Source organism: Nisaea sp. (genome assembly GCF_017640745.1).
In the GTDB taxonomy this organism is placed as follows: domain Bacteria; phylum Pseudomonadota; class Alphaproteobacteria; order Thalassobaculales; family Thalassobaculaceae; genus Nisaea.
Genome location: NZ_JAEPQA010000013.1, coordinates 41,497 through 64,195, shown reverse-complemented (window position 1 = coordinate 64,195; position 22,699 = coordinate 41,497). Strand labels below are relative to the sequence as shown.

Genomic DNA, 22,699 nt, shown 5'->3' with positions numbered 1-22,699 from the left:
CGAGCCATGCGCATCGACGGGAATGCGGCCATCGTCACCGGCGGCGGAAGCGGCCTCGGGGCCGCGACGGCCCGCCATCTGGCCGCCGAGGGGGCGAAGGTCGCGATCCTCGATTTCGACGACGCGCGCGGCGGTGCCGTCGCGCAGGAAATCGGCGGAGTCTTCCGCAAGGTGGATGTCAGCGACGCAGAGGCCGTCGGCGCCGCGCTGGAAAGCGTTGCAGGAGACCTCGGGGCGGCTCCGCGCGTCGTCGTGAACTGCGCCGGGATCGGCACCGCGGCCCGCATCGTCGGCCGCGAGGGCAAGCTCTCCATCGACGTCTTCGAGCGGACCCTGAAGGTCAATCTGTTCGGCACCTACAACGTGATGAGCCATGCGGCGCGTCTGATCTCGGCACTGGAGCCGCTGGATGGCGGCGAACGAGGGATCATCGTCAATACCGCGTCCGTCGCGTTCGAGGATGGCCAGCTCGGTCAGGCGGCCTACGCCGCGTCCAAGGGCGGCATCGCCTCGCTCTGCCTCCCCGCGGCACGGGAGCTGGCCCAGTTCGGCATCCGGGTCGTCGCCATCGCGCCGGGCCTCTTCCACACCCCGATGATGCAGGGTCTGCCGGAGGAGGTGACCAAGAAAATCACCGAGAACATTCCCTTCCCGGACCGCCTCGGCCAGCCGGAGGAATATGCCCTGCTCGCGGGGCAGATCATTACCAACCCCTATCTGAACGGCACGACCATCCGCCTCGACGGGGCGGTGCGGCTGCCCCGGCGATGAGGAAAGCCCATGAGCGAGCCCGTCCTGAAGATCGAGACGCGCGGCGAGATCGCGCTGCTGACGATGAACCGGCCGGAGAAGCGCAACGCGATGAGTGACGCTTTGCTGAACGCCATCGACGGTTTTTTCAAGGCGCCGCCTGCGGGCGTGAAGGCGGCGGTGCTGACAGGATCCGGCGAGCATTACTGCTCCGGTCTCGATCTGAGCGAGCATGTCGCGCGCGATGCCGAAAGCACGATGCGTCATTCCCGCGCCTGGCACGAGGTGATGAACCGGGTGCAGTTCGGCGGCCTGCCGGTGGTCTCCGCCATGAGCGGCGCGGTCATCGGCGGTGGGCTCGAGCTGGCGACCGCGACCCATGTCCGCATCGCCGAGCCCTCGACGATCTTCCAGCTGCCGGAAGGGCGGCGCGGGATCTTCGTCGGCGGCGGTGCCAGCGTCCGGGTCGGGCGCATCCTCGGCGCCGACCGGATGATCGAGATGATGCTCACCGGGAGGCGCTATTCCGCGGAGGAGGGGCTGGTGCTGGGTCTGACCCACTATTCCGTCGGCGAAGGTGAGGCGCTGGATATGGCGCTCGATCTGGCCGGCAAGATCGCGACGAACGCGCCGCTGTCGAACTACATCATGATCCAGGCGCTGGCCCGGATCGAGGACATGTCCAAGGCCGACGGGCTGTTCACCGAAAGTCTCTGCGCGGCGCTGACCCAAACCAGTCCGGACGCGATCGAGGGGCTCGCAGCCTTTCTCGAGAAGCGGGCGCCGAGCTTCGGAGGCGGGGCATGAGCGGAGCGAAGCCCGCCATCGTTCCGCCGGCGGACGCGGAGGTTTCCGATGCCGCGCTTGAGCGTTTCCTCGGCTACAGCATGAAGCGCGCCTTCAACGTCATCCGGTCCGATCTCGCCGAAACCCTGAAGCCCTTCGATCTGCGCATGACCTCCTACACCGCGCTGGTGCTGATCATGGACAATCCTGGCCTCAGCCAGTCGCAGCTCGCCGCGGTGATGGATATCGAACGGCCCAATCTCGTGGTCATCGTCGACGAGCTGGAGCGCCGCGACCTGATCACCCGCGACCGTCTGGAAACCGACCGACGGACCTATGCGCTCAACGTGACCCTCGCGGGGCGGCGGCTCTGCGAGAAGGCGATGAAAGCGGCGGAACGGCACGAGGCGCGGGTGCTGAAGCGGCTGACTCCCGAGCAACGCGCGACCGTCGCCGAAGCGATGGCGTTGATCCGTTCCGGAGCAGTCGCATGATCAAGCGGGCGAGCAATTTCAAACCGCACAAATCCGAGAGAGAGGACAGGCCGGACGGAAGTATTCGCCTGCGCTCGGCCTATTCGCTTGGCCCAGTGGTGAGGTGCACCGGGGACTGGCTGCACCATTGGGCCGGGGAGGCGCCGAACCGGGTGTTTCTCGCCGAACGCAGTGGTGCGGGTTGGCGCGAGGAACGCTACGGTTCGGCGCTGCAAAAGGTCCGGGCGCTTGCGGGCGCGCTGTTGGAGCGCGGGCTGGACGCAACAACCCCGATCATGGTGCTCTCCGGCGCGGGCGTCGATCATGGGCTGCTGGCTTTGGCGGCGCAGTACATCGGCGCGCCCATCGTGCCCGTGGCGGAGCAGTACTCGCTCGTGCACGGTGCCCACAACCGGCTGCGCCATGCTGTCGAACTGGTGAAGCCGAAAATGGCCTATACGGTGGATGCGGTGCAGTACGGAGAGGCCCTCGACCTCGACATCTTCGACGGGATCGAGATCGTTGCCAGCCGCACCGGCGGCCGCACGGGCGTCACCGCATTCGACGATCTCCTCAAGGCGAGGGCCGGGAGCGAGGTCGATGCCGCCTTCGCGGCGGTGACCCCTGATACCGTGGCCAAGATCCTGATGACGTCCGGCTCCACGTCCGACCCGAAAGGCGTGCTCACCACGCATCGGATGATGTGCACCAACCAGACGCAGATCGCCGACGCCTTGCCGTTTCTGCGCAAGCGTCCGCCCCGGATCACCGATTGGCTGCCCTGGAACCATGTTTTCGGCGGCTCGCACAATTTCAACATGATGCTGGCGAACGGCGGCAGCCTCTATATCGACGACGGCAAGCCGGTGAAGGGGCTCTTCGAGCGCACGGTGGAGAACCTTTCGCTGATGCCCGGCACGCTCTCCTTCAACGTCCCGGTCGGCTTTTCCATGCTGCTCAAGGCGCTGACCGACGATGCGGATCTCCGCCAGCGCTTCTTCGAGGATCTCGACCTGATCTTCTATGCCGGCGCTTCCCTGCCGCAGGAGGTCTGGGAAGGGCTGGAACGCATGGCATCCGAGGTGAAGGGCGAGGTGCCGCTGATCACTTCTTCCTGGGGGCTCACCGAGACCGCGCCGGCCGCGCTGATGCAGATGGAGCCGACGGAACGCTCCGGCGTCGTCGGTGTGCCGCTGAACGGTGTCATTGTGAAGCTGATCCCCGACGCCGACATGCGCTGCGAGATCCGGGTCAAGGGGCCGACCATCATGCCCGGCTATTTCGAGGCGCCGGAGAAGACGAAGGAGGCGTTCGACGAGGAGGGCTTCTTCATCACCGGTGACGCCGTGACCTTCGTCGACGCATCGGACCATAACCGCGGTTTGCGGTTCGACGGGCGGGTCTCGGAGGATTTCAAGCTACTGACGGGCACCTGGGTCAGGGCGGCGCAGCTCCGCATCGATGTGCTCTCCTGTCTCGCGCCGCTGGCCGCCGATCTCGTTGTGACGGGTGCCGACCGGAACGAGATCGGGGTGATGATCTTCCCGAACCTCGCCGAACTGGAGCGGGAGGGCTACTCTCTTGCGGAAGAGGCCGGCGCGCTGACCGACAAGCTGCTGCTCGGAGACATCCATCGCCGGCTCGCCGCCAGAGCGCGTGCGATTTCCGGCAGCTCGACCCGGGTGAGCAGGGCCATCGTGCTCGCCGAGCCGGCCTCGATGCCGGAGGCGGAAATGACCGCCAAGGGCAATCTCAATTTTCGCCGCATCCTGCAGCGCCGCGCCGCGCTGCTCGAACGGCTCTATGACGACGGCGATCCTGCCGTCACAAGGATCTGAAGGAAGCAACCATGGTCGATATCTCCAAGGTCCGCGCGATCGACATCCATACCCATGCCGAGGAGCCCTGCGGCTGTCATACCGACGACGGCTATGACGAGCTGCAGGCCACCATGGCGAAATATTTCCGCGCGCCCTGGAGCCATCCGCCGACCGTGCCGGAGACGGCCCAGCATTACCGTGAGCAGAACATCGCCGCGGTGATCTTCCCGGTCGATGCCGAGCGCGAGACCGGGTACCGGCGTTACAAGAACGAGGAAGTGGCGGAACTCGCGGCGGAAAACGACGACGTCCTGATCCCCTTCGCCTCGATCGATCCCTGGAAGGGCAAGATGGGCGTGCGCGAGGCGCGCCGCCTGATCTGCGATTTCGGTATCAAGGGCTTCAAGTTCCACCCGACCATGCAGGGCTTCTACCCGAACGACCGCATGGCCTATCCGCTCTACGAGGCGATCGCGGAGGAGGGCTGCATCGCGCTTTTCCATACCGGACAGACAGGCGTCGGCTCCGGCATGCCGGGCGGCAACGGGATGCGGCTGAAATACTCCAACCCGATGTATATGGACGACGTCGCGGTCGATTTTCCGGAGATGAAGATCATCCTCGCGCACCCCTCCTTTCCCTGGCAGGAGGAGGCACTCGCCGTCGCCCAGCACAAGCCGAACGTCTATATCGACCTCTCCGGCTGGAGCCCGAAATACTTCCCGGAAATCCTGGTGCGCTACTGCAACTCGATCCTCCGGAAGAAGGTCCTCTTCGGCTCCGATTGGCCGATGATCACGCCGGAGCGCTGGCTTGCCGATTTCGAACAGATCAGCATCAAGGACGAGATCCGGCCGGACATCCTGAAGAACAACGCCGCCCGCCTGCTCGGGTTCGTCTGAGATGCGCGCGGCGCCCGGCCTTCGCCCGGTCTGCACGCTGACGGTGGAACTCTCACCGATCCGGGAGCTCGGCCGAGGCCGTGCCGGCAAGCGCCGGATCATTCCGATCGTCGGCGGCCGGGTCGAGGGACCGGAGCTGCAGGGCACGATCCTGAATGTCGGGGCGGACTGGCAGACAATCTATGACGACGGCTGCGCCTTTCTCGACGCGCGCTATGCCTTCGAGACCCCGGACGGGGCGCTGATCGAGGTCGTGAACAAGGGGTTCCGGCATGGGCCGCAGGCCGTGATCGAGCGTCTCGCGGCGGGCGAGGCGGTCGATCCGGACGAATATTACATGCGGACCGCCGCGCATCTCGAGACCGGCGACCCGCGCTACGACTGGGTCAACCGGACGCTCTTCGTCGGCACCGGCGCGCGTCTGCCGTCTGCCGTCGAAATCGCGCTGTTCGCGGTTGCCTGAAGGCGCCGGCGGCCCAGATATTCGGTATGACCGATCCGAAGCCGCCTCTTCCCGGCGCGACCCGCCGCCGCTTTCTTGCCGGCGCCGCCGCCGCACTGTCGATCCCGCTTATTCCCGGAAATGCGCGCGCTTCCGCGTCGCTGATGCGCACGATCCCGTCCTCGGGAGAACGCGTGCCTGCGGTCGGCCTCGGAAGCTGGATCACCTTCAATGTCGGGAACGATCCGGTCCTGCGCGCCTCCTCGGCGGAGGTGATGCGCGCCTTCTTCGAGGCTGGCGGACGGATCATCGACAGCTCGCCGATGTACGGTTCTGCGCAGGACGTGATCGGCGCGGGACTGGAGAAACTGGGCCGGACGGGCGATGTCTTTTCCGCCGACAAGGTCTGGACCGGTGACACGGGCGAGGGGCCGGCGCAGATCGAACAGTCGCGCGCTTACTGGCGGGTCCCGCGCTTCGATCTGGTGCAGGTGCATAATCTCGTTGGCTGGGAGGCGCATCTCGACACGCTCGCGACGATGAAGGAGGCCGGGCAGGTCCGCTATCTCGGGATCACCACCTCGCATGGACGGCGGCACGACCTGTTCGAGCGGGTGATGCGCTCCCGGAATCTCGACTTCATTCAGGTGACCTACAATCCCGTCGACCGCGAGATAGAGCAGCGCATCCTGCCGCTGGCGCGCGAGCGGGGGATTGCGGTGATCGTCAACCGCCCGTTCCGCCGTGGCGACCTGACCCGGCGCCTTGAGCGCATGCCACTTCCGGACTGGGCGGCGGAAACCGGTGCTTCAAGTTGGGCGCAGGTAATTCTGAAATTCATCCTGTCGGCACCGGCGGAGACCCTTCCCATCCCGGCGACGACGAAACCGGACCATGCGCGAGAGAATGTCGCTGCCGCAACCGGACCGCTGCTCGATGCCGTCACGCGAGAGCGTCTCTCCGCCTTCATCCGGGATGTGTGATGGAGATCTGGCTGACCTATAGCCCGGAGGACTTCCTGCTGTTCTCCGAGGAGGTCTACTGGCGCCTGTTCGAATTGCACAACGCGGCGCTCTGGCCCGGCCAGATTGCAGCGCTGGCCGCCGGGGCGATGGTTCTCTTCGCAATGCTCCGTCAACGACACTGGTCAGGACGCGTGATCGCCGGCCTCGTGGCGCTGGCATGGACGGTCTGCGCAGTCGCTTTCCTGCCCCGCTACGCGACGATCAACTGGCTCGCGGGCGATCTGGTCTGGGTTTTTCTCGCCCAGGCAATTCTTTTGGGCGCGCTCGGGATATATGGAGACGCGTTGCGGCCCTGCAGGAGCAGGGTGCAGCGCGCTGCAGGAGCCATGCTTGCTGCCTACGGCATTTTCCTGCACCCGTTCCTCTCGGTGGTCGCAGGACGCCCGATCGGCGGCGGCGAGCTGTTTGCCCTCACCCCCGACCCGACCGCAATCGTGACGCTCGGGGCCGTGGCCGCTGCGGGATGGACGCCGCGCGCCGCGATACTCGCTATCTTGCCGCTCGGCTGGTGCCTTGCCAGCTGGGCGACGCTCGCGACGCTGGGTACCTGGGAAGCCTGGGTTCTTCCGGTCGCGGTCGTCGCTTCTCTGCTGGTCTGTCTCGTCCCTCGGCGGGCCGGTCGGGCCCATCTGTCCTGATCAACCGGCGGCGCTTCCGGAACCATATCCCCATCCGCGCGTTCTCCGGACAGAGAGAAATTTTCCGGAGTGGGACCAATGGAACTCTTTTCTGGCCTGTTCGGCCTGGTCGTTCTGATCGCCGATATCTACGCCATCATCCAGGTGCTCGCGAGCCGTGAGCCGGGCATAAACAAACTCGTCTGGATCCTGCTGATCGTTCTGCTGCCGGTCATCGGTCTGCTGATCTGGCTGTTCGCCGGTCCGCGCCTTACGTCGAATGTGACGGCCTGAACGGGCCGAAATGTCGTTACTTGACCGATCCGCCAGCCCTGACGGAGTAGGGGGCGAGCCGGCCGCGTGGAGACAGTGCATGCGCGACGCTGAGTCCGTCGCCGTCATCGGACTGTTTCTGTTCGCGGCCGGCTCGATACTCTATCTCGCGTCCGAGCTTTTCCTTCCGGTCTTCCTGGCGCTTTTTCTCAGCGTCATTCTCTATCCGGCCGTCCGGACCATGAAGTCTGTCGGCCTGCCGGACTGGCTCGGCGCGCTGGTCGTGCTTGCCGGGCTCATCGGCACCGGCGCGTTCGCCCTGTTCCAGCTCACTGAACCCGCCGGCTACTGGCTCGACGAACTACCGGCCATGCTGCGCAAGTTGGAGCGCGAGTTCTGGGGCCTCCGGCACTCAATCGAGCAGGCGTCCGAGGCCACCGAGAAAATCAAGAACATGGCCGACAACGGCGGCGCCAACGACGCCGAGGTCGTGGTGCGCGGCCCGTCCATGCTGGAGCAGCTTGCCAGTTACACCTGGCTCACCTTCGCGCAGATGGCGATCACCCTCGGGCTGCTTTACATGCTGCTGGCGCAGGGCCGGAAGACGGTGCGTGCCCTGGTACGCCGGGTCTCCGACCGGAGCCGCTTCGTCGCCTTCATGAACGCGGTGCAGGAAAAATTCTCTACCTATGTCCGGTCGCTGACGGCGATCAATCTCGCCGTGGGGCTGCTGACCGGGCTCGCCATGTTCGCGATCGGCCTGCCCAATCCGGCGATCTGGGGCGTGCTCGCTTTCTTCTTGAATTTCCTGCCGTTCGTCGGTCCGTTCGCAATGATCGCGGTGCTGACCCTTGCCGGAATCGCGAGTTTCGAGGCGCCGCTCCAGATCGCGGCGGCGCCGGCCGCCTTCGCCATGATCAATGCGGTCGAATGCTATGCGGTAACCCCCGTCGTGATGGGGCGGAAGATGACCCTCAATCCGATCCTGGTCTTCCTCTCCATGCTGTTCTGGACCTGGTGCTGGGGCATGCCTGGGGCGTTCCTGGCAGCTCCGATCGCCGTCTTCGGCAAGCTGGCCTACGATTTCGCGGCGGGAAACAAGACCGGCGGAACCAATTCCCCGACCGGGCGTTGAGTCATTAGAAAGCGGGCGCTTCCGCGCCGCTGACCCTCACAAGGACGAAAGGGACTCCGTGATGAATATCCCCCTTCAGCTGCGCACTCTTCTGGTCATTGCCTTCGTCGCTGCCGGATCGCTCGGCCTGATGGCTTGTGACCGCCAGGGCCCCGCCGAGCAGCTTGGCGAAAAAATTGACGACACCGTCGAGCAGGCCGGCGATGCGATCGAGGATGCGACCGACAAGTAAAAATCAATCTGTCTGTCGATCTGTTTACATCGAAGTGGAAAATAATAGATTAGTAATAAAACAGCCGCAAGCATCGCGGCTGTTTTTTATTTTTATGAAAACAATAAATCATTCGGGAACAATTTATTCAGTCTGACGTTTTCTAAGTGTGTCGGGTTCGAGAAGACCGGACAAAGGAAATCAGATGGAAGGCGTCCCGCATTTGACCGGGTCGTATTCTGAATACCGCAAAGTTGTTTGATCGTTTCAGGAGGCAATCATGAAAAAGTATCTTCTCAGCACCGTTCCGGTGGCGTTTCTGGCCATTGTTCCGGCCAATGCGGACGCGAACATTTTCTTCGAACAGGTCGAGGAGATCCGGAAGGAAGCTCCGGCCGGCGATGATTTCCGCGCGAACCTGGTGCGCGAGTACAAGGATCTCACGATCTACGAGGCCGACGAGATGTATGACTGGTTCGATGCGGAGAACCATGCCGAGAAAGGCATGATGGCCGCGAAGGGCCAGACTCCGATGCCGTCCGACCCGAAAGAGTGGGGCATCGAGGACTCGCTCAAGCTGCGTGAGCTTGAAACGGCCCGTGCCGGTATGATGGCCCTGTTCGACAAGGGCGCGCGGACCACGGCGCCGAAACAGGCCGCCCACGCCCAAGCGAAATACGACTGCTGGGTCGAGCAGCAGGAAGAAGGCCATCAGCCGGCGCACATTGCCGCCTGTAAGCAGGAATTCGACGCGGCTATGGCGGCCCTTGATCTTGCCATGCAACCGAAGGTGTCCGAGGCCAAGCCGGCGCCCAAGACCACCACGGTGACCACGGTCGTCGAGGAGGTCGCCCGCGAAACCGTCTATTTCGGTTTTGACAGCGCCTCGATCCGTCCGGCCGAGCAGGCCAAGATCGACGCTTTCGTTACCGAGATGAAAGGCATCCAGCCGGTCGTCACCCTCTATATCGAAGGGCATGCGGATACCTCCGGTCCCGCGGATTACAACATGAAGCTTTCGGCTGAGCGTGCGCGTTCTGTGCGGACCGAGCTCGGCCGTCAGGGCATGAACCTCGGCGATTACAAGAAGCTGGAAGTCGAGCCGGAAGGCGAGGGCGAGCCGGCTGTCGATCTCGGAGATGGTGTGCGCGAAGAGCTGAACCGGCGCGTGGTTATCATCGCCCGTGGCCAGGTTACCAAGACGGAGTCGCTTGCGGTTGTTCCGCAATAAAATAAAAACTTTCGACCGCGAAAACCCCCGCGCTTGCCGCGGGGGTTTTTGTTTTTGTGCAATAGAAAAGGAACAATAAACGGGCTTCCGGCGTTTCCTCATTGAACGCGCATGTTGTTTCAAAGATGCGTTTTGAATTCAGAGACGTAGAAATTTTATTCAATGAGGAGAAGAAAGTTATGATCCGTAATCTTCTTGCGACGACTGCATTGAGCGCCGCCGTGGTTCTGTCCGGGGGCGTGCCGTCCGGCGCTGCAACTGGCAAGGTTGTATTCGACAATGAAGCCAAGGCCGGAAGCGCCGCGAGCGCGAACTCTTACCACAAGGTGGAGCGCGACCAGATCCTGGCCTCGGTACTGATCGGGCAGGCGGTCTACAACTCCGCCTCTAGCGACGCGGAACCGATCGGCGACATCAACGATATCGTGATGACCACGGACGGCATCGTCGTGGCGACCGTGATCGGTGTCGGCGGCGTACTCGGTATCGGTGAGAAGGACGTCGCGGTCGATATCGATCGTCTCGTCTGGATTCCGCTGGAGGATGGCCGCCGGCTTACCGTGAACGCCTCCAGGACCGAGCTTGAGGCCGCGCCGGAATATGATCGCAAGAAGTTCGAGAAGCTCACCGGACTCAGCATCTCGGCGCCGGACATGAAAGACGTCGACAAGGCGTTCAGCGAGTTCAAGACGGATACGAAGAAGGCCCTCGGCGGCTACATGCCGGACGACAGTGACCTGATGCCGGTGGACCTTGCGACGGTCCAGCCGCAGGAACTGGTCGGTGCGCCGGTCTTCGGTGCCGACAAGGAGGATATCGGCGAGATCAGCCGGGTTCTGCTGGCTGACGGCAACCGGGTCGAAGCCTATGTCGTCGATGTCGGCGGTTTCCTTGGCATCGGCGAGAAGCGCGTAGCCCTCGGTTCCGGTACAGGCCGGGTGATGATGGACCGGGCGGATGGCGGCATCGTGATCCAAATGCCCTTCACCCAGGCGCAGCTCGAGGCCCATCCGGCCTTCAGGTCCGAGGCCTACGACAACGATCCGGACATCATGATCCTGCGCTGATCGAGCATGCAACTGCCGGCGACAGTCCCGGCGGCGGGGTGCCGGCCCGATCCGGCCCCCGCACTTTTCCCCAGACCCGAAAGGAGACCATCATGGCGACCGCTCAGGCAAATGCCACCACGGCCAAGAAGGCATCGGATGGAAAGAACGCTTCCCAGGAAGATATCGAGAGCCAGCTCGCCGCGCTGCGCGAGGATGTCGCGGCGCTTGCGGGCAGCTTCGCCGATCTCGGCCGGAGCAAGGCCGGCGAGGCCAAGGTGCGCGGCCAGGACATGGCGTCGAAGGCCGCCGAAAGGTCGGGTGCCGCTGCGCGCCGCGTCCGGGACGATCTGAAACGGATCGAGGACGGCGTCAGCACCGGTGTGCGGGAGCGTCCTCTTCGCTCGATCGCGATCGCGGCCGGGATCGGTCTCGTCGCAGGCTATCTGATCAGGCGCTAGGCCGTGATCGGACGTCTTGCAACCCATGTCGGACGGATCGCGGCCTGGAATGCGGAGCGCCTCGCGGCCCGAACGCGGCGCAACCTGGTTCTCGCCGCGGTTTCCGGCGTGTTCGGGACGACGGCCTACGGCGCGGGTCTCATTGCGGGCACGCTCTGGCTGGCCGGTAAACTCGGTTTGCCTGGTGCGCTCGCGGTGGTGGGGGTGGTTTCGGCCGCCCTTGCGGTCGTGGTTGCCGCAATCGCGATGGCGATCAATGCGACGGAGCGTCGGCGCGAGGCCGAGGTGCGGCGCGCGAGTGCCGAAACGGTCTCGACCGCACTCCCTGCATTGCCGATGCTCAAGGGTTCCAATCTCGCCGTGATGGCTGCGGCGGGCGCAGCGCTGGCCTATTTCGCGATCGGTCATGACGGGTCGGAAGCTGGTGGAGGCGAGGCGGACTGAAGCGCGATCGGCTCTCCGATCCGCCCCCTCCTCGTACCTTTACGGCTTCGGTTTGAGGACCGTGAGCGCGCCCGGGTGGATCTTCAGTTCCACATTTTTTTCCAGCCTGACCAGTTCGCCGTCGATCGTGGCTTTCGCCTTGCGCGTCAGCTTCGGGAACTCGAGCGTGACAGAGCGTGCCGGCGCCATCTCGAAGTCGGGATTGGCGCGCCAGTTGCCGATGACGAAATCGGCAATCAGCTGGAGGTTCTGATGCGGTTTCAGCGGGGCGGCCTGGCCGAGGCCCAGGGCGCCCCCGGAAAGGTCGTCCGCGTAAGGCAGATGCCCGTCGCCATAGAGGTTGTTGCTGACGACGATAAGGCTGTAGCGGCCCTCCAGGCGGTCGTCATCGGTCGCGATCCTGGCCGGGAAGGCTGGTGGCCGGTGAAAGGTCGCTAGCGTCGCCCGCAGGCCCGCGATCATCTTCCCGATCCGGGAATAGTACTGGAAGCTGTTGCGGTCCCCGATGATCCGGGGCTGCATGCCGACGGAAAACTGGTGCACGAAGGGCCGCCCGTTGGCGGTGGCGATATCGCAGGGGCTCTGATCCGCCTCGGCCAATGCATCGGCAGCCTGCTCAAGGTCGAGCGGCAGGCCGAGAGCGCGGGCGAACATATTCATCGTCCCGGCGGGGAGAACGCCGAGCGGTTTGCCTTTCTTCCAAGCGATCGAAGTCGCGGCGGAAACGGTACCGTCGCCACCGCCAGCGATCAGGGCGTCGTATTTGTCCTCGCCGGCCGCGTCCTCGAGCGCATCGACAATCTCCTTGCCGGAGGTGGGCCGGCAGTCGATCTCGCCTCCCCTCGCGGAAAAGCTCCGCCGAAGGGTATCGCAATAGGACTCCATGTCCGTCGTCTTGAAGGTGCCGCCGTCGCGGTTCAGGACTGCAACGACGCGCATCTGAGGTCTCCGGAAGGTGGGCGGGTCAAACCCGTGCTTGGCGTGAACGACGCCGGGATCAGGCGACGAAGGCCTGGGAAGTGACGGGAGCGGAAACGGCATCCGGACCGTAGTCGGCGGGACCCTCGATATAGAGGACTTCCTGCAGTTTCTGCCGCCCCCGGTTGATCCGGCTCTTGATGGTTCCGACGGCACAGCCGCAGATTTCAGAGGCCTCCTCGTAGGAGAACCCGGAGGCCCCGACGAGAATCAACGCCTCGCGCTGGTCTTCCGGCAGGGTGTCGAGCGCCCGTCGGAAATCCCGCATGTCGAGCGAACCGTACTGTTCCGGATGAACGGAGAGCCGCTCGGTAAACGTGCCCTCGCTGTCCTGCACCTCGCGGCCGCGCTTGCGCATCTGGCTGTAGAACTCGTTGCGCAGGATGGTGAAGAGCCAGGCCTTGATGTTCGTGCCGTGGGTGAAGCTGTCCTGCTTTGCCCAGGCTTTCATGATCGTGTCCTGAACCAGATCGTCGGCCTTGTCGGAGGCGCCGATCAGGGATACGGCGAAGGCGCGGAGATTGGGCAATGCCGCAATCATGTCGCGCTTGAAACTGGCGGCAGCGGCGCCGTCCGTCGATCGGTCCGCACTCATTTCTTCACCGCCAGCTTGGATTTCTGTTCCGCCTCGTCGAGTTTCTCGAGCAGGTCGAGGAAACGGTCGGGGATCGCCTCCTCGCGCACGGAATCATAAAGCTCCCGCAATTTCCCGGAAATCTGGGCGTTTATGTCATTGTCACGGGGCGGTCCGCTGGGGGCCGGTCCCCGGTTCTCTGTATTGTTTGTATCGGCCATGGATCTCTTTCCCACCTGAGTCAGTCGGCAATACAACGCACGGCAACCAAAAAAGTTCCGATGCCGGGGAACTTTTTTTCATCCCGCCCGTTATACGTCGGTGAACCGCCCGTTTCGAGGGCTCTGAGGGAGTTCGTTTCATGTCTTTATCCACTCGCGTCGCTCCGCATCTTCCGAGTTTGCGCCGCCATGCGCGCGCTGTCAGCGGGTCGCAGACGTCCGGGGACGCCTACGTGGCGGCAACCCTCGAGGCGTTGATCGCCGACGTTTCCTGCTTCCCGGAAACATCCAGCGACCGCGTGTCCCTGTTTAAACTCTTCGCCCGCCTGTTCGGTTCCGTTCCGATCGAGATCGAACCGAAGGACTCGCCCTATGCCTGGGAAAAGCGCGCGGCGGCGAATCTCGCCGCGGTGCCGCCGGTGGCCCGCCAGGCGTTTCTTCTGGCCGTCATTGAAGGTTTCTCCCATGCCGAGATCGGTGAGATCCTTGGGCGGGACGAAGAAGGCGTCGGCGCCTTGCTCAACGAAGCGTCTCAGGAGATTTCCCGCCAGGTCGAGACCGACATCATGATCATCGAGGACGAGCCGCTGATCGCGATGGATATCGAGCAGATGGTCGAATCCCTCGGTCACAACGTCACCGGCATCGCGCGGACCCATTCCGAGGCCGTCGACCTTTTCGCACGCACGAAGCCGAAGATGGTTCTGGCCGATATCCAGCTCGCCGACGGCAGCTCGGGGATCGACGCGGTCAACGATATCCTGAAGACCGACAGCAATATTCCGGTGATCTTCATCACCGCGTTCCCGGAGCGGTTCCTGACGGGCGAGCGCCCGGAGCCGGCCTTCCTGGTCACCAAGCCGTTCAACCCGGACATGGTCAAGGCGCTGATCAGTCAGGCCCTGTTCTTCATGCGGGAGGTTCCGGCGGCGGCCGCTGAATGATTTGACGCCGCACAGCCGAAAATTCCAGCGATTGCGGAACGAAAAGGCAAGAAAAGCGTTTCTACTCTATCAAGACAATGGAGGCTGTTATGCTTTTCTATGCTCTTCTTTTCTTTCTTGTCGCGATAGTTGCAGGCGTTCTTGGTTTTGGAGGTGTGGCTGGTGCCAGTGCCGGTATCGCACAAGTTCTGTTTTTCCTGTTCCTCGTTCTGTTCGTGGTCTCGCTTCTGGCGCGGCTGTTCAGGCGGGTTTAGTGAATTAGCCGGCCCGGTCGCCAAAGCGGGCGCTGCGAGGGTGCGGCGCCCGCAACCGATTCCGGTATCTTGGGAGGTTCGAAGGCTGTGAAAGAGTCTCTGACCTGGAAGAAGGCAGACCAGGACGAGTCCGAGCTCAGCGATTATCTGGTTCGGGCACTGATCCGGTCCGGTGTCTGCGTAACGCTCCAGGGCGCCGATCTCGGTTATGTATTTATCGCCAATCTCCCGGACTGCTGGTCGGTGGAGGCCGAGCGCGACCCCGACGACAGCACCATTTTCGGTGCCGGCAGCGGCGCCGAGATCGCCGCGCTGAAACGCGAGGCGATGGGGGCCGGGGAAAAGCGACGAACCGAAATCTCCCCGGGAGACGAGCTGTTCTTCGAAATCCATGTCGAGCCGATCCGCGCGGCCGACGGATCCGTCTCTGTCATGACGACGATAATCGATCTGACCGAAGAGCGGCGACGGGAGAGAATTCTGCGCGCCTTGCTGCGGGAGCTGAGTCACCGCTCGAAGAACCTGCTGGCGATCATCCAGAGCATCGCGAACCAGACCGCGCGTTTCGCGCCGGACCTGGAGTTCTTCAAGCGCAAGTTCTTCGGCCGTCTCCATTCCCTTTCCCAATCCCAGGACCTGATCACGGATTCAAGCTGGCGCGGCGCGCGTTTCTACGATCTTGCCGAGCAGCAGATCGAGAAATACCTGCCGGAAGTGCCGGGTTCTGTCTCCGTCACGGGCGAGAATCTCTGGCTCAATCCGAACGAGGCGCTGCATGTCGGGCTCGCGCTGCATGAGCTTGTGGTGAACGCGGCGGGTGCCGGAACGATGCGCGCCGGCGGCGCGCCGATCGAAATTTCCTGCGTCTCGGTCCGCAAGAAGAACGAGTGTCCGCAGGTTGCCGTCACCTGGTCGGAGAACAGGAAGGGACTGACTCTCAGCGATGATGCGATCGCGGATCAGAGCGTGTTCGGCAGCATTGTATTGCAGCGGGTCGTTCCGAACGCGGTCGGCGGCGAGGCCGAATACAGTTATGACGACGACCGGGTCTGCTACAGGCTGAAATTCCAGCAACGCGCAGAAGACTAAAAAATTGCCGGCGCCGTCAGGGGAGCGACAGCGCCGGCCTAAACCTCTCGGGAGTTGGAATTCCGTCTGCAGTCGTGCGGCTTTCTTTTTTGTAAGAACGCTCAGCGTTGCTGCAGTTATAGTGATAACGATTAAGGCCCGAATTTGTTCCTCCCGCCTTCTACAGACCTTCTTCCTCTCTCAGTTTCAGGTCCGCTGAGGCTGCCGATATCCCCCGGTTCCCGCTCATGAGGCGGGTCGGAATTGCTTCAAATTGAAAGAATTGCGGAAGCGCGGGGGAGGCCGTAAAAAGTTAACGAATTTTCAAGGACCGTATTCTTGAGCCGATATTTCCCGCTGCTGGTTTTCCTCCTGGTCGGATCGATCGGACTGGCGACAACGATCGTTGTCTACCGGGCCGAAGAAGCTGCCGAACAAGCCCGTTTCGAGGCCCTTGCCGACGATACGGTCGACCGGATCGGCGAGCGTCTGAGGCGCTCACTTGCATTGCTTCGTGCGACCAACGCCTATTTCACCACCAGCCGCGGTTCGGTGTCCCGGCAGGATTTCATCTCCTATGTCGACGGACTGGAAATCGAGCAGCGGTTTGACGGCCTGCAGGGCCTCGGCTTTGCGCGTTTCCTGCCGGCGGGTCAGGAGCGGGACGTCGAGGCGGAGCTGGAGCGGAACTACGACTGGGCGATCAAGGCCTGGCCGGAAACGGACCAGGACCGGCGCGCGGTCATCGTGCTGCTCGAGCCGCACAATTTCCGGAACGAGGCCGCGCTCGGCTACGACATGTTCAGCGAGCCGCTGCGCCGACGTGCGATGCAGACCGCGATCGAGACCGGACAAGATACGGCGAGCGCGCCGGTCTCGCTGGTGCAGGAGGTGACATCGGTCAAGCAGGCCGGGTTCCTTGTCTATACGCCGCTCTACCGTTCTGGAACCGGGATCGCCTATCGGGCAGAGCCGATCGGTTTCGTCTATGCCGCGTTCCGGGCCGGGGATTTTCACCAGGCGGCGTTGGAGCGCCCTGACCAGCTCCCGCTTGTCGTCGAGACCCGGGACACGACCGACGGGCAGTCCGAGCTCCTCTTCCATTCGGAAGGATATGACGAGATGTCCGCATCGAGCAGCTTCACCGTCGAACGCAAGATCCCCATCGCAGGGCGCTCTTGGACCATCACGGCGCACGAGACCCAGGCTTTCTTCGATGCATCGCGTTACTGGCGTACCACTGTCCTCGGAGCGATTTTCCTGTTGCTCTCCGCCGCGCTTGCCGCGGTTGCGCGGCTGCAGGCCCGTGCGATGGAAGCGGCCAGGGAAATCCAGGTCCTGACAGAGAAGGCGGTGGAGGAGAAGGACCTTCTCCTGCACGAGACCAAGCACCGGATCAAGAACTCGATCACCCGGATCCTCGCCATGGCGCGGCAGACCGCGCTGAATTCAGAGACGCTGGAGGATTTCAGCCGGTCCTTCGAGGCGCGCATGCAGGCGATGGCGAACGCCCAGGACCTGCTGACCCGGTCGGGACACCGGAACCCGGATCTCGAGACCTTGCTGCGCGGCGAACTGCAACAGGTCTTCGGCGATCATATTGCTGACGGTGCAGTCGATGGACCGGCGGTGGAGCTTGGCGACACGGCGATCCAGGCGCTTGGCCTGACCTTCCACGAACTGGCGACCAATGCGCTGAAATATGGCGGCGTGTCGGGACCCGGCGGCAGCCTCAAGGTAAGCTGGGAACTGATCAACGATGGTGACCACCTGTCTCTCGAATGGATCGAGGAGCGTCCCGAGGCGGCCCCGGACGCAGAGCCGGACGTTGCCGAGAGTACTGGGCGCAAAGGCTTCGGAACCCGGCTGATCGACGCCAGTATCAAGCTCGAACTCGGCGGCACCATCGAGCGCGCATTCTCCGCTTCCCGCTCGCGGATCTTCATCAGCATTCCCTTGGCGGAACCGGCCGAGGAGGCCGGCTGACCGCGCGGCCGGCCGCCCGCCGGTCGCAAACCTCGCTCGCGTCATAGAGGATATCAATCGATCCATCGGTACTAACGATTGGATCGCGCGGCGCTGCTCGTAAATGCTTCTGTCTCAACCCGCGGTAAAGCGGGCATGCGACAAGACGATTGCGAGATATGCTCATGCCGGTGACCGCTGAACGGCCCGAAACCCTTGATGTGCGCACGCTCTGCGCCGCATATGGCAATCAGGCGCCGATGCTGCTGGAGGTCCTGCATGACCTGCAGGAGAAAATCGGGTACGTGCCGGAAGCCTGCGTTCCGGCGCTCGCCGAATGCCTGAATCTCTCGAAGGCGGAAGTCCACGGCGTCGTCAGCTTCTATCACGATTTCAGGACCGCGCCGGGAGGCCGGGTCACGGTCAGGATCTGCCAGGCGGAGGCCTGCCGCTCCATGGGGGCGGAAGCGCTGACCGAGCAGATCCTGTCGCGCTATGGCGTGTCGCTCTCCGAGGCGACGGTGGCGGGCATCACTTTCGAGCCGGTCTATTGCCTCGGAAATTGCGCCCTCGCCCCGGCGGCAATGGTCGGTTCCGAATTGATCGGCCGGGCCGACGGACCCTCGCTCGACGCCGCGATCGAGGAGGCCGGACGATGAGCATGATCCTCTATGTCCCGGACGATGCTGCCGCTCTCTCGGTCGGCGCGGAGCGGGTCGCCAAGGCGCTTGCGGCTGCGGCTGTCGGGCGCGGCCTTAATCTGACAATTGTGCGCAACGGGTCGCGCGGGCTGCTCTGGCTGGAGCCGCTGGTCGAGTGGGACGGTCCCGACGGACGCATGGCCTTCGGACCGGTGACGCCGGATCAGGCCGGAGCGCTGCTCGACGCGATCCAAGCCGGTACGGAGCACCCGCTCGCCCTCGGCCCGACCGAGGAGATCGATTATCTGAAGAACCAGGAGCGGTTGACCTTCGCGCGTGTCGGCGTGATCGATCCGCTCTCGGTGAAGGACTACGAGGCGCATGGCGGGCTCGAGGGCTTGAAGGTTGCGCTCATCATGACCGACGAGACGATCTGTGAGGCGGTGTTGCAGGCCGGCCTCCGGGGCCGCGGCGGCGCCGGTTTCCCCGCTGGTATCAAATGGCACACCGTACGCAAGCAGGACGCGGCGGAGAAATACATCTGCTGCAACGCCGACGAGGGCGACAGCGGAACCTTTGCCGACCGCATGCTGATGGAGGGCGATCCCTTCACTCTGCTGGAGGGCATGGCGATCGCCGGTCTCGCCACCGGCGCCCGGCACGGCATCGTCTATATCCGTTCGGAGTACCCGCACGCGATCTCCAAGATGGCCCGTGCCATCGAGGCGCTGGGGGAGGCGGGCTGGCTCGGCGCGAACATCCGCGGCAGCGGGAAGGACTTTCAAATCTCGATCCGGCGCGGCGCCGGCGCCTATATCTGCGGCGAGGAAAGCTCGATGCTCAACAGCATCGAGGGCAGGCGCGGGACGGTGCGCTCGAAGCCGCCGATCCCGGCGATCCGCGGGCTCTTCGGAAAGCCGACGGTGGTGAACAATGTCCTCACGCTCGCGACCGTGCCGGTGATCCTCGCCAAAGGCGCGGAGTTCTATAGGGAATTCGGCATGGGGCGCTCGCGCGGGACCCAGGCCTTCCAGCTTGCCGGCAACATTCGGCGCGGCGGCCTTGTCGAGAAGGCCTTCGGCGTCACCATCCGCGAGCTCATCGAGACGTTCGGCGGCGGCACCGCGACCGGTCGTCCCTTCCGCTCCGCACAGCTCGGCGGCCCGCTCGGCGCCTATGTCTCGGAGGAGATGCTCGACCTTCCGATGGATTACGAGGCACTCGCTGAGAATAACGCAATGCTCGGCCATGGCGGCATCACCGTGTTCGACGAGACGGTCGACATGGCCGAGATGGCCCGCTTCGCCTTCCAATTCTGCGCGGAGGAAAGCTGCGGGAAATGCACACCCTGCCGGATCGGCGCAGTGCGCGGCCGGGAGACCGTCGAGAAGATACTCCGGGGCGAGAATGTCGCCCGCAACATCGCGCTCGTCGGAGACCTCTGCGAACTGATGACGGATGGCTCGCTCTGCGCCATGGGCGGCCTGACTCCCGTGCCCGTGCTCTCCGCCATCCGGCTGTTCCCCGAGGATTTTGAACGCGCTTCGGTCCTCGCGGCCGAATAGGGAGGAAACAAGAATGACCTATCAAAGGCAGCACGATCACGGCACGCCTGCGGGCGACGGCAAGCCGGTCACCCTCTTCATCGACGGCTCGGAAGTTACAGTGCCGGAAGGCAGCTCCGTCATGTACGCGGCCTCCCGGATCGACCGGCCGATCCCCAAGCTCTGCGCCACAGACATGGTCGACGCCTGGGGCTCCTGCCGCATGTGCCTGGTGGAGATCGAGGGCGTGCGCGGCACCCCGTCCTCCTGCACCACGCCCGTCACCGAGGGCATGAAGGTGACGACCCAGAACACGCGTCTGGAGCGCATCCGCAAGGGCATCATGGAGCTCTATATCTCCGACCACCCGCTGGACTGTCTGACCTGCCCGACCAACGGCGACTGCGAGCTGCAGGACATGGCCGGCACGGTCGGTCTGCGCGAGGTCCGCTACGGCATGGACGGAGAGAGCCATTTCGCGCCGGAGACGAAGGCCGAGGCGGACGTCTCCAATCCCTATTTCCAGTACGACCCGTCGAAATGCATTGTCTGCTCGCGCTGCGTGCGCGCCTGCGAGGAAGTTCAGGGCACGTTCGCTCTGACCATTTCCGGACGCGGTTTCGAGAGCCGGGTCTCGCCGGGCACGGCCGCCGACGATTTCTTCGCCTCCGACTGCGTCTCCTGCGGCGCCTGCGTGCAGGCCTGCCCGACCGCGACGCTGGTCGAGAAATCCGTGGTCGAGAAGGGCATCCCGTCGCGCAGCGTCGTGACCACCTGCGCCTATTGCGGCGTCGGATGCTCCTTCCGGGCCGAGATGCAGGGCGACGAGGTCGTCCGCATGGTGCCGTGGAAGGATGGTGGCGCGAACGAGGGCCATTCCTGCGTGAAGGGCCGTTTCGCCTTCGGCTACGCCACCCACAAGGACCGCCAGACCAAGCCGATGATCCGCGAGAAGATCACCGACCCCTGGCGCAAGGTTTCCTGGGACGAGGCGATCTCCTTCGCCGCCGAGAGGCTGAAGGCAGTGCAGGCGAAATACGGCAAGGGCTCCATCGGCGGCATCACCTCCTCGCGCTGCACGAACGAGGAAGTCTATGTCGTGCAGAAGATGATCCGCGCGGCCTTCGGCACCAACAACGTCGATACCTGCGCCCGGGTCTGCCACTCGCCGACCGGCTACGGCCTGAAGACCACCTTTGGCACCTCCGCCGGCACGCAGAACTTCAAGTCGGTCGAAAAGTCCGACGTGATCTTGCTGATCGGCGCCAACCCGACCGACGCGCATCCGGTTTTCGCCAGCCGGATGAAGAAGCGGCTCAGGGAAGGGGCCGAGATCATCGTGCTCGATCCGCGCCGGATCGACCTCGTGAAATCGCCGCATATCAAGGCGGCGCATCATATCCAGCTCCGTCCGGGTACGAACGTCGCCGTGATGAACGCGCTTGCGCATGTGATCGTGACCGAGGGGCTGGTGGACGAGGATTTCGTCCGCGAGCGCTGCGACGTGAAGGAGTTCGCCCGCTGGGTCTCCTTCGTCGCGGAAGAGCGGAACAGTCCGGAAGCGCTGGCCGAAATCATCGGCGCTCCGGCAGAGGACATCCGCAAGGCTGCCCGTCTTTTCGCCAGCGGCGGCAACGGGGCGATCTATTACGGCCTCGGCGTCACCGAACATTCCCAGGGTTCGACCATGGTCATGGCGATGGCCAACCTCGCCATGGCGACCGGCAATATCGGGCGCGAGGGCGTCGGCGTGAACCCGCTTCGGGGCCAGAACAACGTGCAGGGCTCCTGCGACATGGGCTCCTTCCCGCACGAGTTTCCGGGATACCGCCATGTCGGCGACGACGTGGTGCGAAACCTGTTCGAGACGGACTGGGGCGTGCCGCTCTTGAGCGAGCCGGGCCTGCGCATTCCGAACATGTTCTCCGCCGCGATCGACGGCAGCTTCCGGGGCATGTTCGTGCAGGGCGAGGACATCGCCCAGTCGGACCCGAATACCCAGCATGTGGAAGAGGCGTTGAAGTCGCTCGATTGCCTGATCGTGCAGGACCTGTTCCTGAACGAGACCGCGGCCTTCGCCCATGTCTTCCTGCCGGGCACCTCCTTCCTCGAGAAGGACGGCACCTTCACCAATGCCGAGCGCCGCATCAACCGGGTGCGTCCGGCGATGCAAGAGAAGTCCGGTCTCAGCGAGTGGGAAGCTGTCTGCCGCCTTGCGACCGCCATGGGCTATCCGATGTCCTATTCCGGCAGCCACGAGATCATGGTGGAGATTGCGCGTCTGACGCCGAGCTTCGCCGGCGTTTCCCATGCCCGGCTGGATGCGGGCGAACAGCTGCAATGGCCGGTGAACGAGGCCTTCCCGAACGGCTCGCCGGTCATGCATGTGGATGGCTTCGTGCGTGGCAAGGGCCTGTTCATGGTGACGGAATATGTCCCGACCACCGAACGCAGCACGCGGATGTATCCGCTGATCCTGACGACCGGCCGGATCCTCAGCCAGTACAATGTCGGCGCACAGACCCGCCGCACCGAGAACAACCGCTGGCATGGCGAGGACATCCTGGAGATCCATCCCTTCGATGCGGAGGAGCGCGGGATCGCCGACGGCGACATGGTTTCGCTTGCCAGCCGCATGGGTGCGACCACGCTCCGGGCCGAGGTGTCGGAACGGATGCCGCAAGGCGTCGTCTACACGACCTTCCACCATCCGCTGACCGGCGCCAACGTCATCACCACGGACAATTCCGACTGGGCGACCAACTGCCCCGAATACAAGGTTACCGCCGTTCAGGTGACGCGCTCCAACCGTCCGTCCGGCTGGCAGGACGAGCATGAAGAGGCGCGGCGGAAGAACTACCGGATCGAGATCGAGGCGGCGGAGTAAAATGCGG

Annotated in this window: 25 protein-coding genes; 22 read left to right on the top strand and 3 right to left on the bottom strand. The window is 63.9% G+C overall.

Features of this window, described 5'->3' with window-relative positions:
• Positions 1-6 precede the first annotated feature (6 nt).
• From JJ959_RS10850 to JJ959_RS10780, 15 genes are all read left to right on the top strand, one after another.
• Positions 7-771, top strand: a complete 765-nt coding sequence (locus tag JJ959_RS10850; protein WP_292883344.1) for an SDR family NAD(P)-dependent oxidoreductase — start codon at positions 7-9, stop codon at positions 769-771.
• A gap of 9 nt (positions 772-780) precedes the next feature.
• Positions 781-1,557: a crotonase/enoyl-CoA hydratase family protein gene (locus JJ959_RS10845; protein WP_292883343.1), complete on the top strand. Its 777-nt coding sequence runs from the start codon at positions 781-783 to the stop codon at positions 1,555-1,557.
• On the top strand, positions 1,554-2,030 hold the full coding sequence (locus tag JJ959_RS10840) for a MarR family transcriptional regulator (RefSeq protein WP_292883340.1): 477 nt from the start codon (positions 1,554-1,556) through the stop codon (positions 2,028-2,030). The genes JJ959_RS10845 and JJ959_RS10840 overlap by 4 nt, the downstream gene beginning before the upstream one ends.
• Positions 2,027-3,847 (top strand): feruloyl-CoA synthase, encoded by a 1,821-nt coding sequence (locus tag JJ959_RS10835; RefSeq protein ID WP_292883337.1) that lies wholly within the window; start codon positions 2,027-2,029, stop codon positions 3,845-3,847. Before JJ959_RS10840 ends, JJ959_RS10835 begins: the two co-directional genes overlap by 4 nt.
• 11 nt (positions 3,848-3,858) lie before the next feature.
• On the top strand, positions 3,859-4,731 hold the full coding sequence (locus JJ959_RS10830) for an amidohydrolase family protein (RefSeq protein WP_292883334.1): 873 nt from the start codon (positions 3,859-3,861) through the stop codon (positions 4,729-4,731).
• 1 nt (position 4,732) lies between these two features.
• Positions 4,733-5,194: a DUF3237 domain-containing protein gene (locus JJ959_RS10825; protein ID WP_292883332.1), complete on the top strand. Its 462-nt coding sequence runs from the start codon at positions 4,733-4,735 to the stop codon at positions 5,192-5,194.
• Between the two features lie 26 nt (positions 5,195-5,220).
• Positions 5,221-6,156: an aldo/keto reductase gene (locus JJ959_RS10820; RefSeq protein ID WP_292883329.1), complete on the top strand. Its 936-nt coding sequence runs from the start codon at positions 5,221-5,223 to the stop codon at positions 6,154-6,156.
• The gene (locus tag JJ959_RS10815; protein ID WP_292883326.1) at positions 6,156-6,836 is read left to right on the top strand and encodes a DUF6064 family protein; all 681 of its coding nucleotides are present in this window, start codon (positions 6,156-6,158) and stop codon (positions 6,834-6,836) included. The genes JJ959_RS10820 and JJ959_RS10815 overlap by 1 nt, the downstream gene beginning before the upstream one ends.
• Before the next feature lie 78 nt (positions 6,837-6,914).
• A complete protein-coding gene (locus JJ959_RS10810) occupies positions 6,915-7,109 on the top strand; it encodes a PLDc N-terminal domain-containing protein (RefSeq protein WP_292883324.1) in 195 nt (64 codons plus the stop codon).
• 79 nt (positions 7,110-7,188) lie between these two features.
• A complete protein-coding gene (locus JJ959_RS10805; protein ID WP_292883322.1) occupies positions 7,189-8,223 on the top strand; it encodes an AI-2E family transporter in 1,035 nt (344 codons plus the stop codon).
• A 61-nt stretch (positions 8,224-8,284) separates the two neighbouring features.
• Positions 8,285-8,455 carry a hypothetical protein gene (locus JJ959_RS10800; protein ID WP_292883319.1) on the top strand — a complete coding sequence of 57 codons (171 nt, stop codon included), beginning with the start codon at positions 8,285-8,287 and terminating at the stop codon, positions 8,453-8,455.
• A gap of 259 nt (positions 8,456-8,714) precedes the next feature.
• A complete protein-coding gene (locus tag JJ959_RS10795) occupies positions 8,715-9,665 on the top strand; it encodes an OmpA family protein (protein ID WP_292883317.1) in 951 nt (316 codons plus the stop codon).
• 179 nt (positions 9,666-9,844) lie between these two features.
• Positions 9,845-10,732 (top strand): PRC-barrel domain-containing protein, encoded by an 888-nt coding sequence (locus JJ959_RS10790; RefSeq protein WP_292883314.1) that lies wholly within the window; start codon positions 9,845-9,847, stop codon positions 10,730-10,732.
• Positions 10,733-10,824: 92 nt separating this feature from the next.
• A complete protein-coding gene (locus JJ959_RS10785) occupies positions 10,825-11,172 on the top strand; it encodes a hypothetical protein (RefSeq protein WP_292883312.1) in 348 nt (115 codons plus the stop codon).
• 3 nt (positions 11,173-11,175) lie between these two features.
• The gene (locus JJ959_RS10780) at positions 11,176-11,616 is read left to right on the top strand and encodes a hypothetical protein (protein ID WP_292883309.1); all 441 of its coding nucleotides are present in this window, start codon (positions 11,176-11,178) and stop codon (positions 11,614-11,616) included.
• A gap of 39 nt (positions 11,617-11,655) precedes the next feature.
• Here the strand turns inward: JJ959_RS10780 and JJ959_RS10775 are convergent, their stop codons facing one another.
• From JJ959_RS10775 to JJ959_RS10765, 3 genes are read right to left on the bottom strand one after another with little or no spacing between them, the layout of a single operon-like run.
• Positions 11,656-12,555, bottom strand: coding sequence for a diacylglycerol kinase family protein (locus tag JJ959_RS10775; protein ID WP_292883306.1), 900 nt, complete (start codon positions 12,553-12,555; stop codon positions 11,656-11,658).
• A gap of 58 nt (positions 12,556-12,613) precedes the next feature.
• Positions 12,614-13,189: an RNA polymerase sigma factor gene (locus JJ959_RS10770; protein WP_292883303.1), complete on the bottom strand. Its 576-nt coding sequence runs from the start codon at positions 13,187-13,189 to the stop codon at positions 12,614-12,616.
• Positions 13,186-13,389, bottom strand: a complete 204-nt coding sequence (locus JJ959_RS10765; RefSeq protein ID WP_292883300.1) for a NepR family anti-sigma factor — start codon at positions 13,387-13,389, stop codon at positions 13,186-13,188. Before JJ959_RS10765 ends, JJ959_RS10770 begins: the two co-directional genes overlap by 4 nt.
• A gap of 140 nt (positions 13,390-13,529) precedes the next feature.
• Here JJ959_RS10765 and JJ959_RS10760 point away from each other — a divergent pair, with 140 nt between their 5' ends.
• From JJ959_RS10760 to fdhF, 7 genes are all read left to right on the top strand, one after another.
• On the top strand, positions 13,530-14,333 hold the full coding sequence (locus tag JJ959_RS10760) for a response regulator (protein WP_292883297.1): 804 nt from the start codon (positions 13,530-13,532) through the stop codon (positions 14,331-14,333).
• Positions 14,334-14,422: 89 nt separating this feature from the next.
• Positions 14,423-14,587, top strand: coding sequence for a DUF1328 family protein (locus JJ959_RS10755; RefSeq protein WP_292883295.1), 165 nt, complete (start codon positions 14,423-14,425; stop codon positions 14,585-14,587).
• An 87-nt stretch (positions 14,588-14,674) separates the two neighbouring features.
• Complete coding sequence (locus JJ959_RS10750) at positions 14,675-15,676, top strand: sensor histidine kinase (protein WP_292883292.1); 1,002 nt, start codon at positions 14,675-14,677, stop codon at positions 15,674-15,676.
• 318 nt (positions 15,677-15,994) lie between these two features.
• Positions 15,995-17,641, top strand: a complete 1,647-nt coding sequence (locus tag JJ959_RS10745; RefSeq protein WP_292883290.1) for a CHASE domain-containing protein — start codon at positions 15,995-15,997, stop codon at positions 17,639-17,641.
• Between the two features lie 164 nt (positions 17,642-17,805).
• Positions 17,806-18,279 (top strand): NAD(P)H-dependent oxidoreductase subunit E, encoded by a 474-nt coding sequence (locus JJ959_RS10740; RefSeq protein ID WP_292883287.1) that lies wholly within the window; start codon positions 17,806-17,808, stop codon positions 18,277-18,279.
• On the top strand, positions 18,276-19,826 hold the full coding sequence (locus JJ959_RS10735) for a formate dehydrogenase beta subunit (protein WP_292883284.1): 1,551 nt from the start codon (positions 18,276-18,278) through the stop codon (positions 19,824-19,826). Before JJ959_RS10740 ends, JJ959_RS10735 begins: the two co-directional genes overlap by 4 nt.
• Before the next feature lie 13 nt (positions 19,827-19,839).
• Entirely contained in the window at positions 19,840-22,692 is a 2,853-nt protein-coding gene (fdhF, locus tag JJ959_RS10730; protein ID WP_292883282.1) for a formate dehydrogenase subunit alpha, read from the top strand.
• Positions 22,693-22,699: the final 7 nt, after the last annotated feature.

Excerpts from the sequence above, each read along its gene's own strand:
- JJ959_RS10850 (WP_292883344.1), top strand. The coding sequence starts at position 7 with ATGCGCATCGACGGGAATGCGGCCATCGTCACCGGCGGCGGAAGCGGC.
- JJ959_RS10845 (WP_292883343.1), top strand. The coding sequence starts at position 781 with ATGAGCGAGCCCGTCCTGAAGATCGAGACGCGCGGCGAGATCGCGCTG.
- JJ959_RS10840 (WP_292883340.1), top strand. The coding sequence starts at position 1,554 with ATGAGCGGAGCGAAGCCCGCCATCGTTCCGCCGGCGGACGCGGAGGTT.
- JJ959_RS10835 (WP_292883337.1), top strand. The coding sequence starts at position 2,027 with ATGATCAAGCGGGCGAGCAATTTCAAACCGCACAAATCCGAGAGAGAG.
- JJ959_RS10830 (WP_292883334.1), top strand. The coding sequence starts at position 3,859 with ATGGTCGATATCTCCAAGGTCCGCGCGATCGACATCCATACCCATGCC.
- JJ959_RS10825 (WP_292883332.1), top strand. The coding sequence starts at position 4,733 with ATGCGCGCGGCGCCCGGCCTTCGCCCGGTCTGCACGCTGACGGTGGAA.
- JJ959_RS10820 (WP_292883329.1), top strand. The coding sequence starts at position 5,221 with ATGACCGATCCGAAGCCGCCTCTTCCCGGCGCGACCCGCCGCCGCTTT.
- JJ959_RS10815 (WP_292883326.1), top strand. The coding sequence starts at position 6,156 with ATGGAGATCTGGCTGACCTATAGCCCGGAGGACTTCCTGCTGTTCTCC.
- JJ959_RS10810 (WP_292883324.1), top strand. The coding sequence starts at position 6,915 with ATGGAACTCTTTTCTGGCCTGTTCGGCCTGGTCGTTCTGATCGCCGAT.
- JJ959_RS10805 (WP_292883322.1), top strand. The coding sequence starts at position 7,189 with ATGCGCGACGCTGAGTCCGTCGCCGTCATCGGACTGTTTCTGTTCGCG.
- JJ959_RS10800 (WP_292883319.1), top strand. The coding sequence starts at position 8,285 with ATGAATATCCCCCTTCAGCTGCGCACTCTTCTGGTCATTGCCTTCGTC.
- JJ959_RS10795 (WP_292883317.1), top strand. The coding sequence starts at position 8,715 with ATGAAAAAGTATCTTCTCAGCACCGTTCCGGTGGCGTTTCTGGCCATT.
- JJ959_RS10790 (WP_292883314.1), top strand. The coding sequence starts at position 9,845 with ATGATCCGTAATCTTCTTGCGACGACTGCATTGAGCGCCGCCGTGGTT.
- JJ959_RS10785 (WP_292883312.1), top strand. The coding sequence starts at position 10,825 with ATGGCGACCGCTCAGGCAAATGCCACCACGGCCAAGAAGGCATCGGAT.
- JJ959_RS10775 (WP_292883306.1), bottom strand. The coding sequence starts at position 12,555 with ATGCGCGTCGTTGCAGTCCTGAACCGCGACGGCGGCACCTTCAAGACG.
- JJ959_RS10770 (WP_292883303.1), bottom strand. The coding sequence starts at position 13,189 with ATGAGTGCGGACCGATCGACGGACGGCGCCGCTGCCGCCAGTTTCAAG.
- JJ959_RS10765 (WP_292883300.1), bottom strand. The coding sequence starts at position 13,389 with ATGGCCGATACAAACAATACAGAGAACCGGGGACCGGCCCCCAGCGGA.
- JJ959_RS10760 (WP_292883297.1), top strand. The coding sequence starts at position 13,530 with ATGTCTTTATCCACTCGCGTCGCTCCGCATCTTCCGAGTTTGCGCCGC.
- JJ959_RS10755 (WP_292883295.1), top strand. The coding sequence starts at position 14,423 with ATGCTTTTCTATGCTCTTCTTTTCTTTCTTGTCGCGATAGTTGCAGGC.
- JJ959_RS10740 (WP_292883287.1), top strand. The coding sequence starts at position 17,806 with ATGCCGGTGACCGCTGAACGGCCCGAAACCCTTGATGTGCGCACGCTC.
- JJ959_RS10735 (WP_292883284.1), top strand. The coding sequence starts at position 18,276 with ATGAGCATGATCCTCTATGTCCCGGACGATGCTGCCGCTCTCTCGGTC.
- fdhF (WP_292883282.1), top strand. The coding sequence starts at position 19,840 with ATGACCTATCAAAGGCAGCACGATCACGGCACGCCTGCGGGCGACGGC.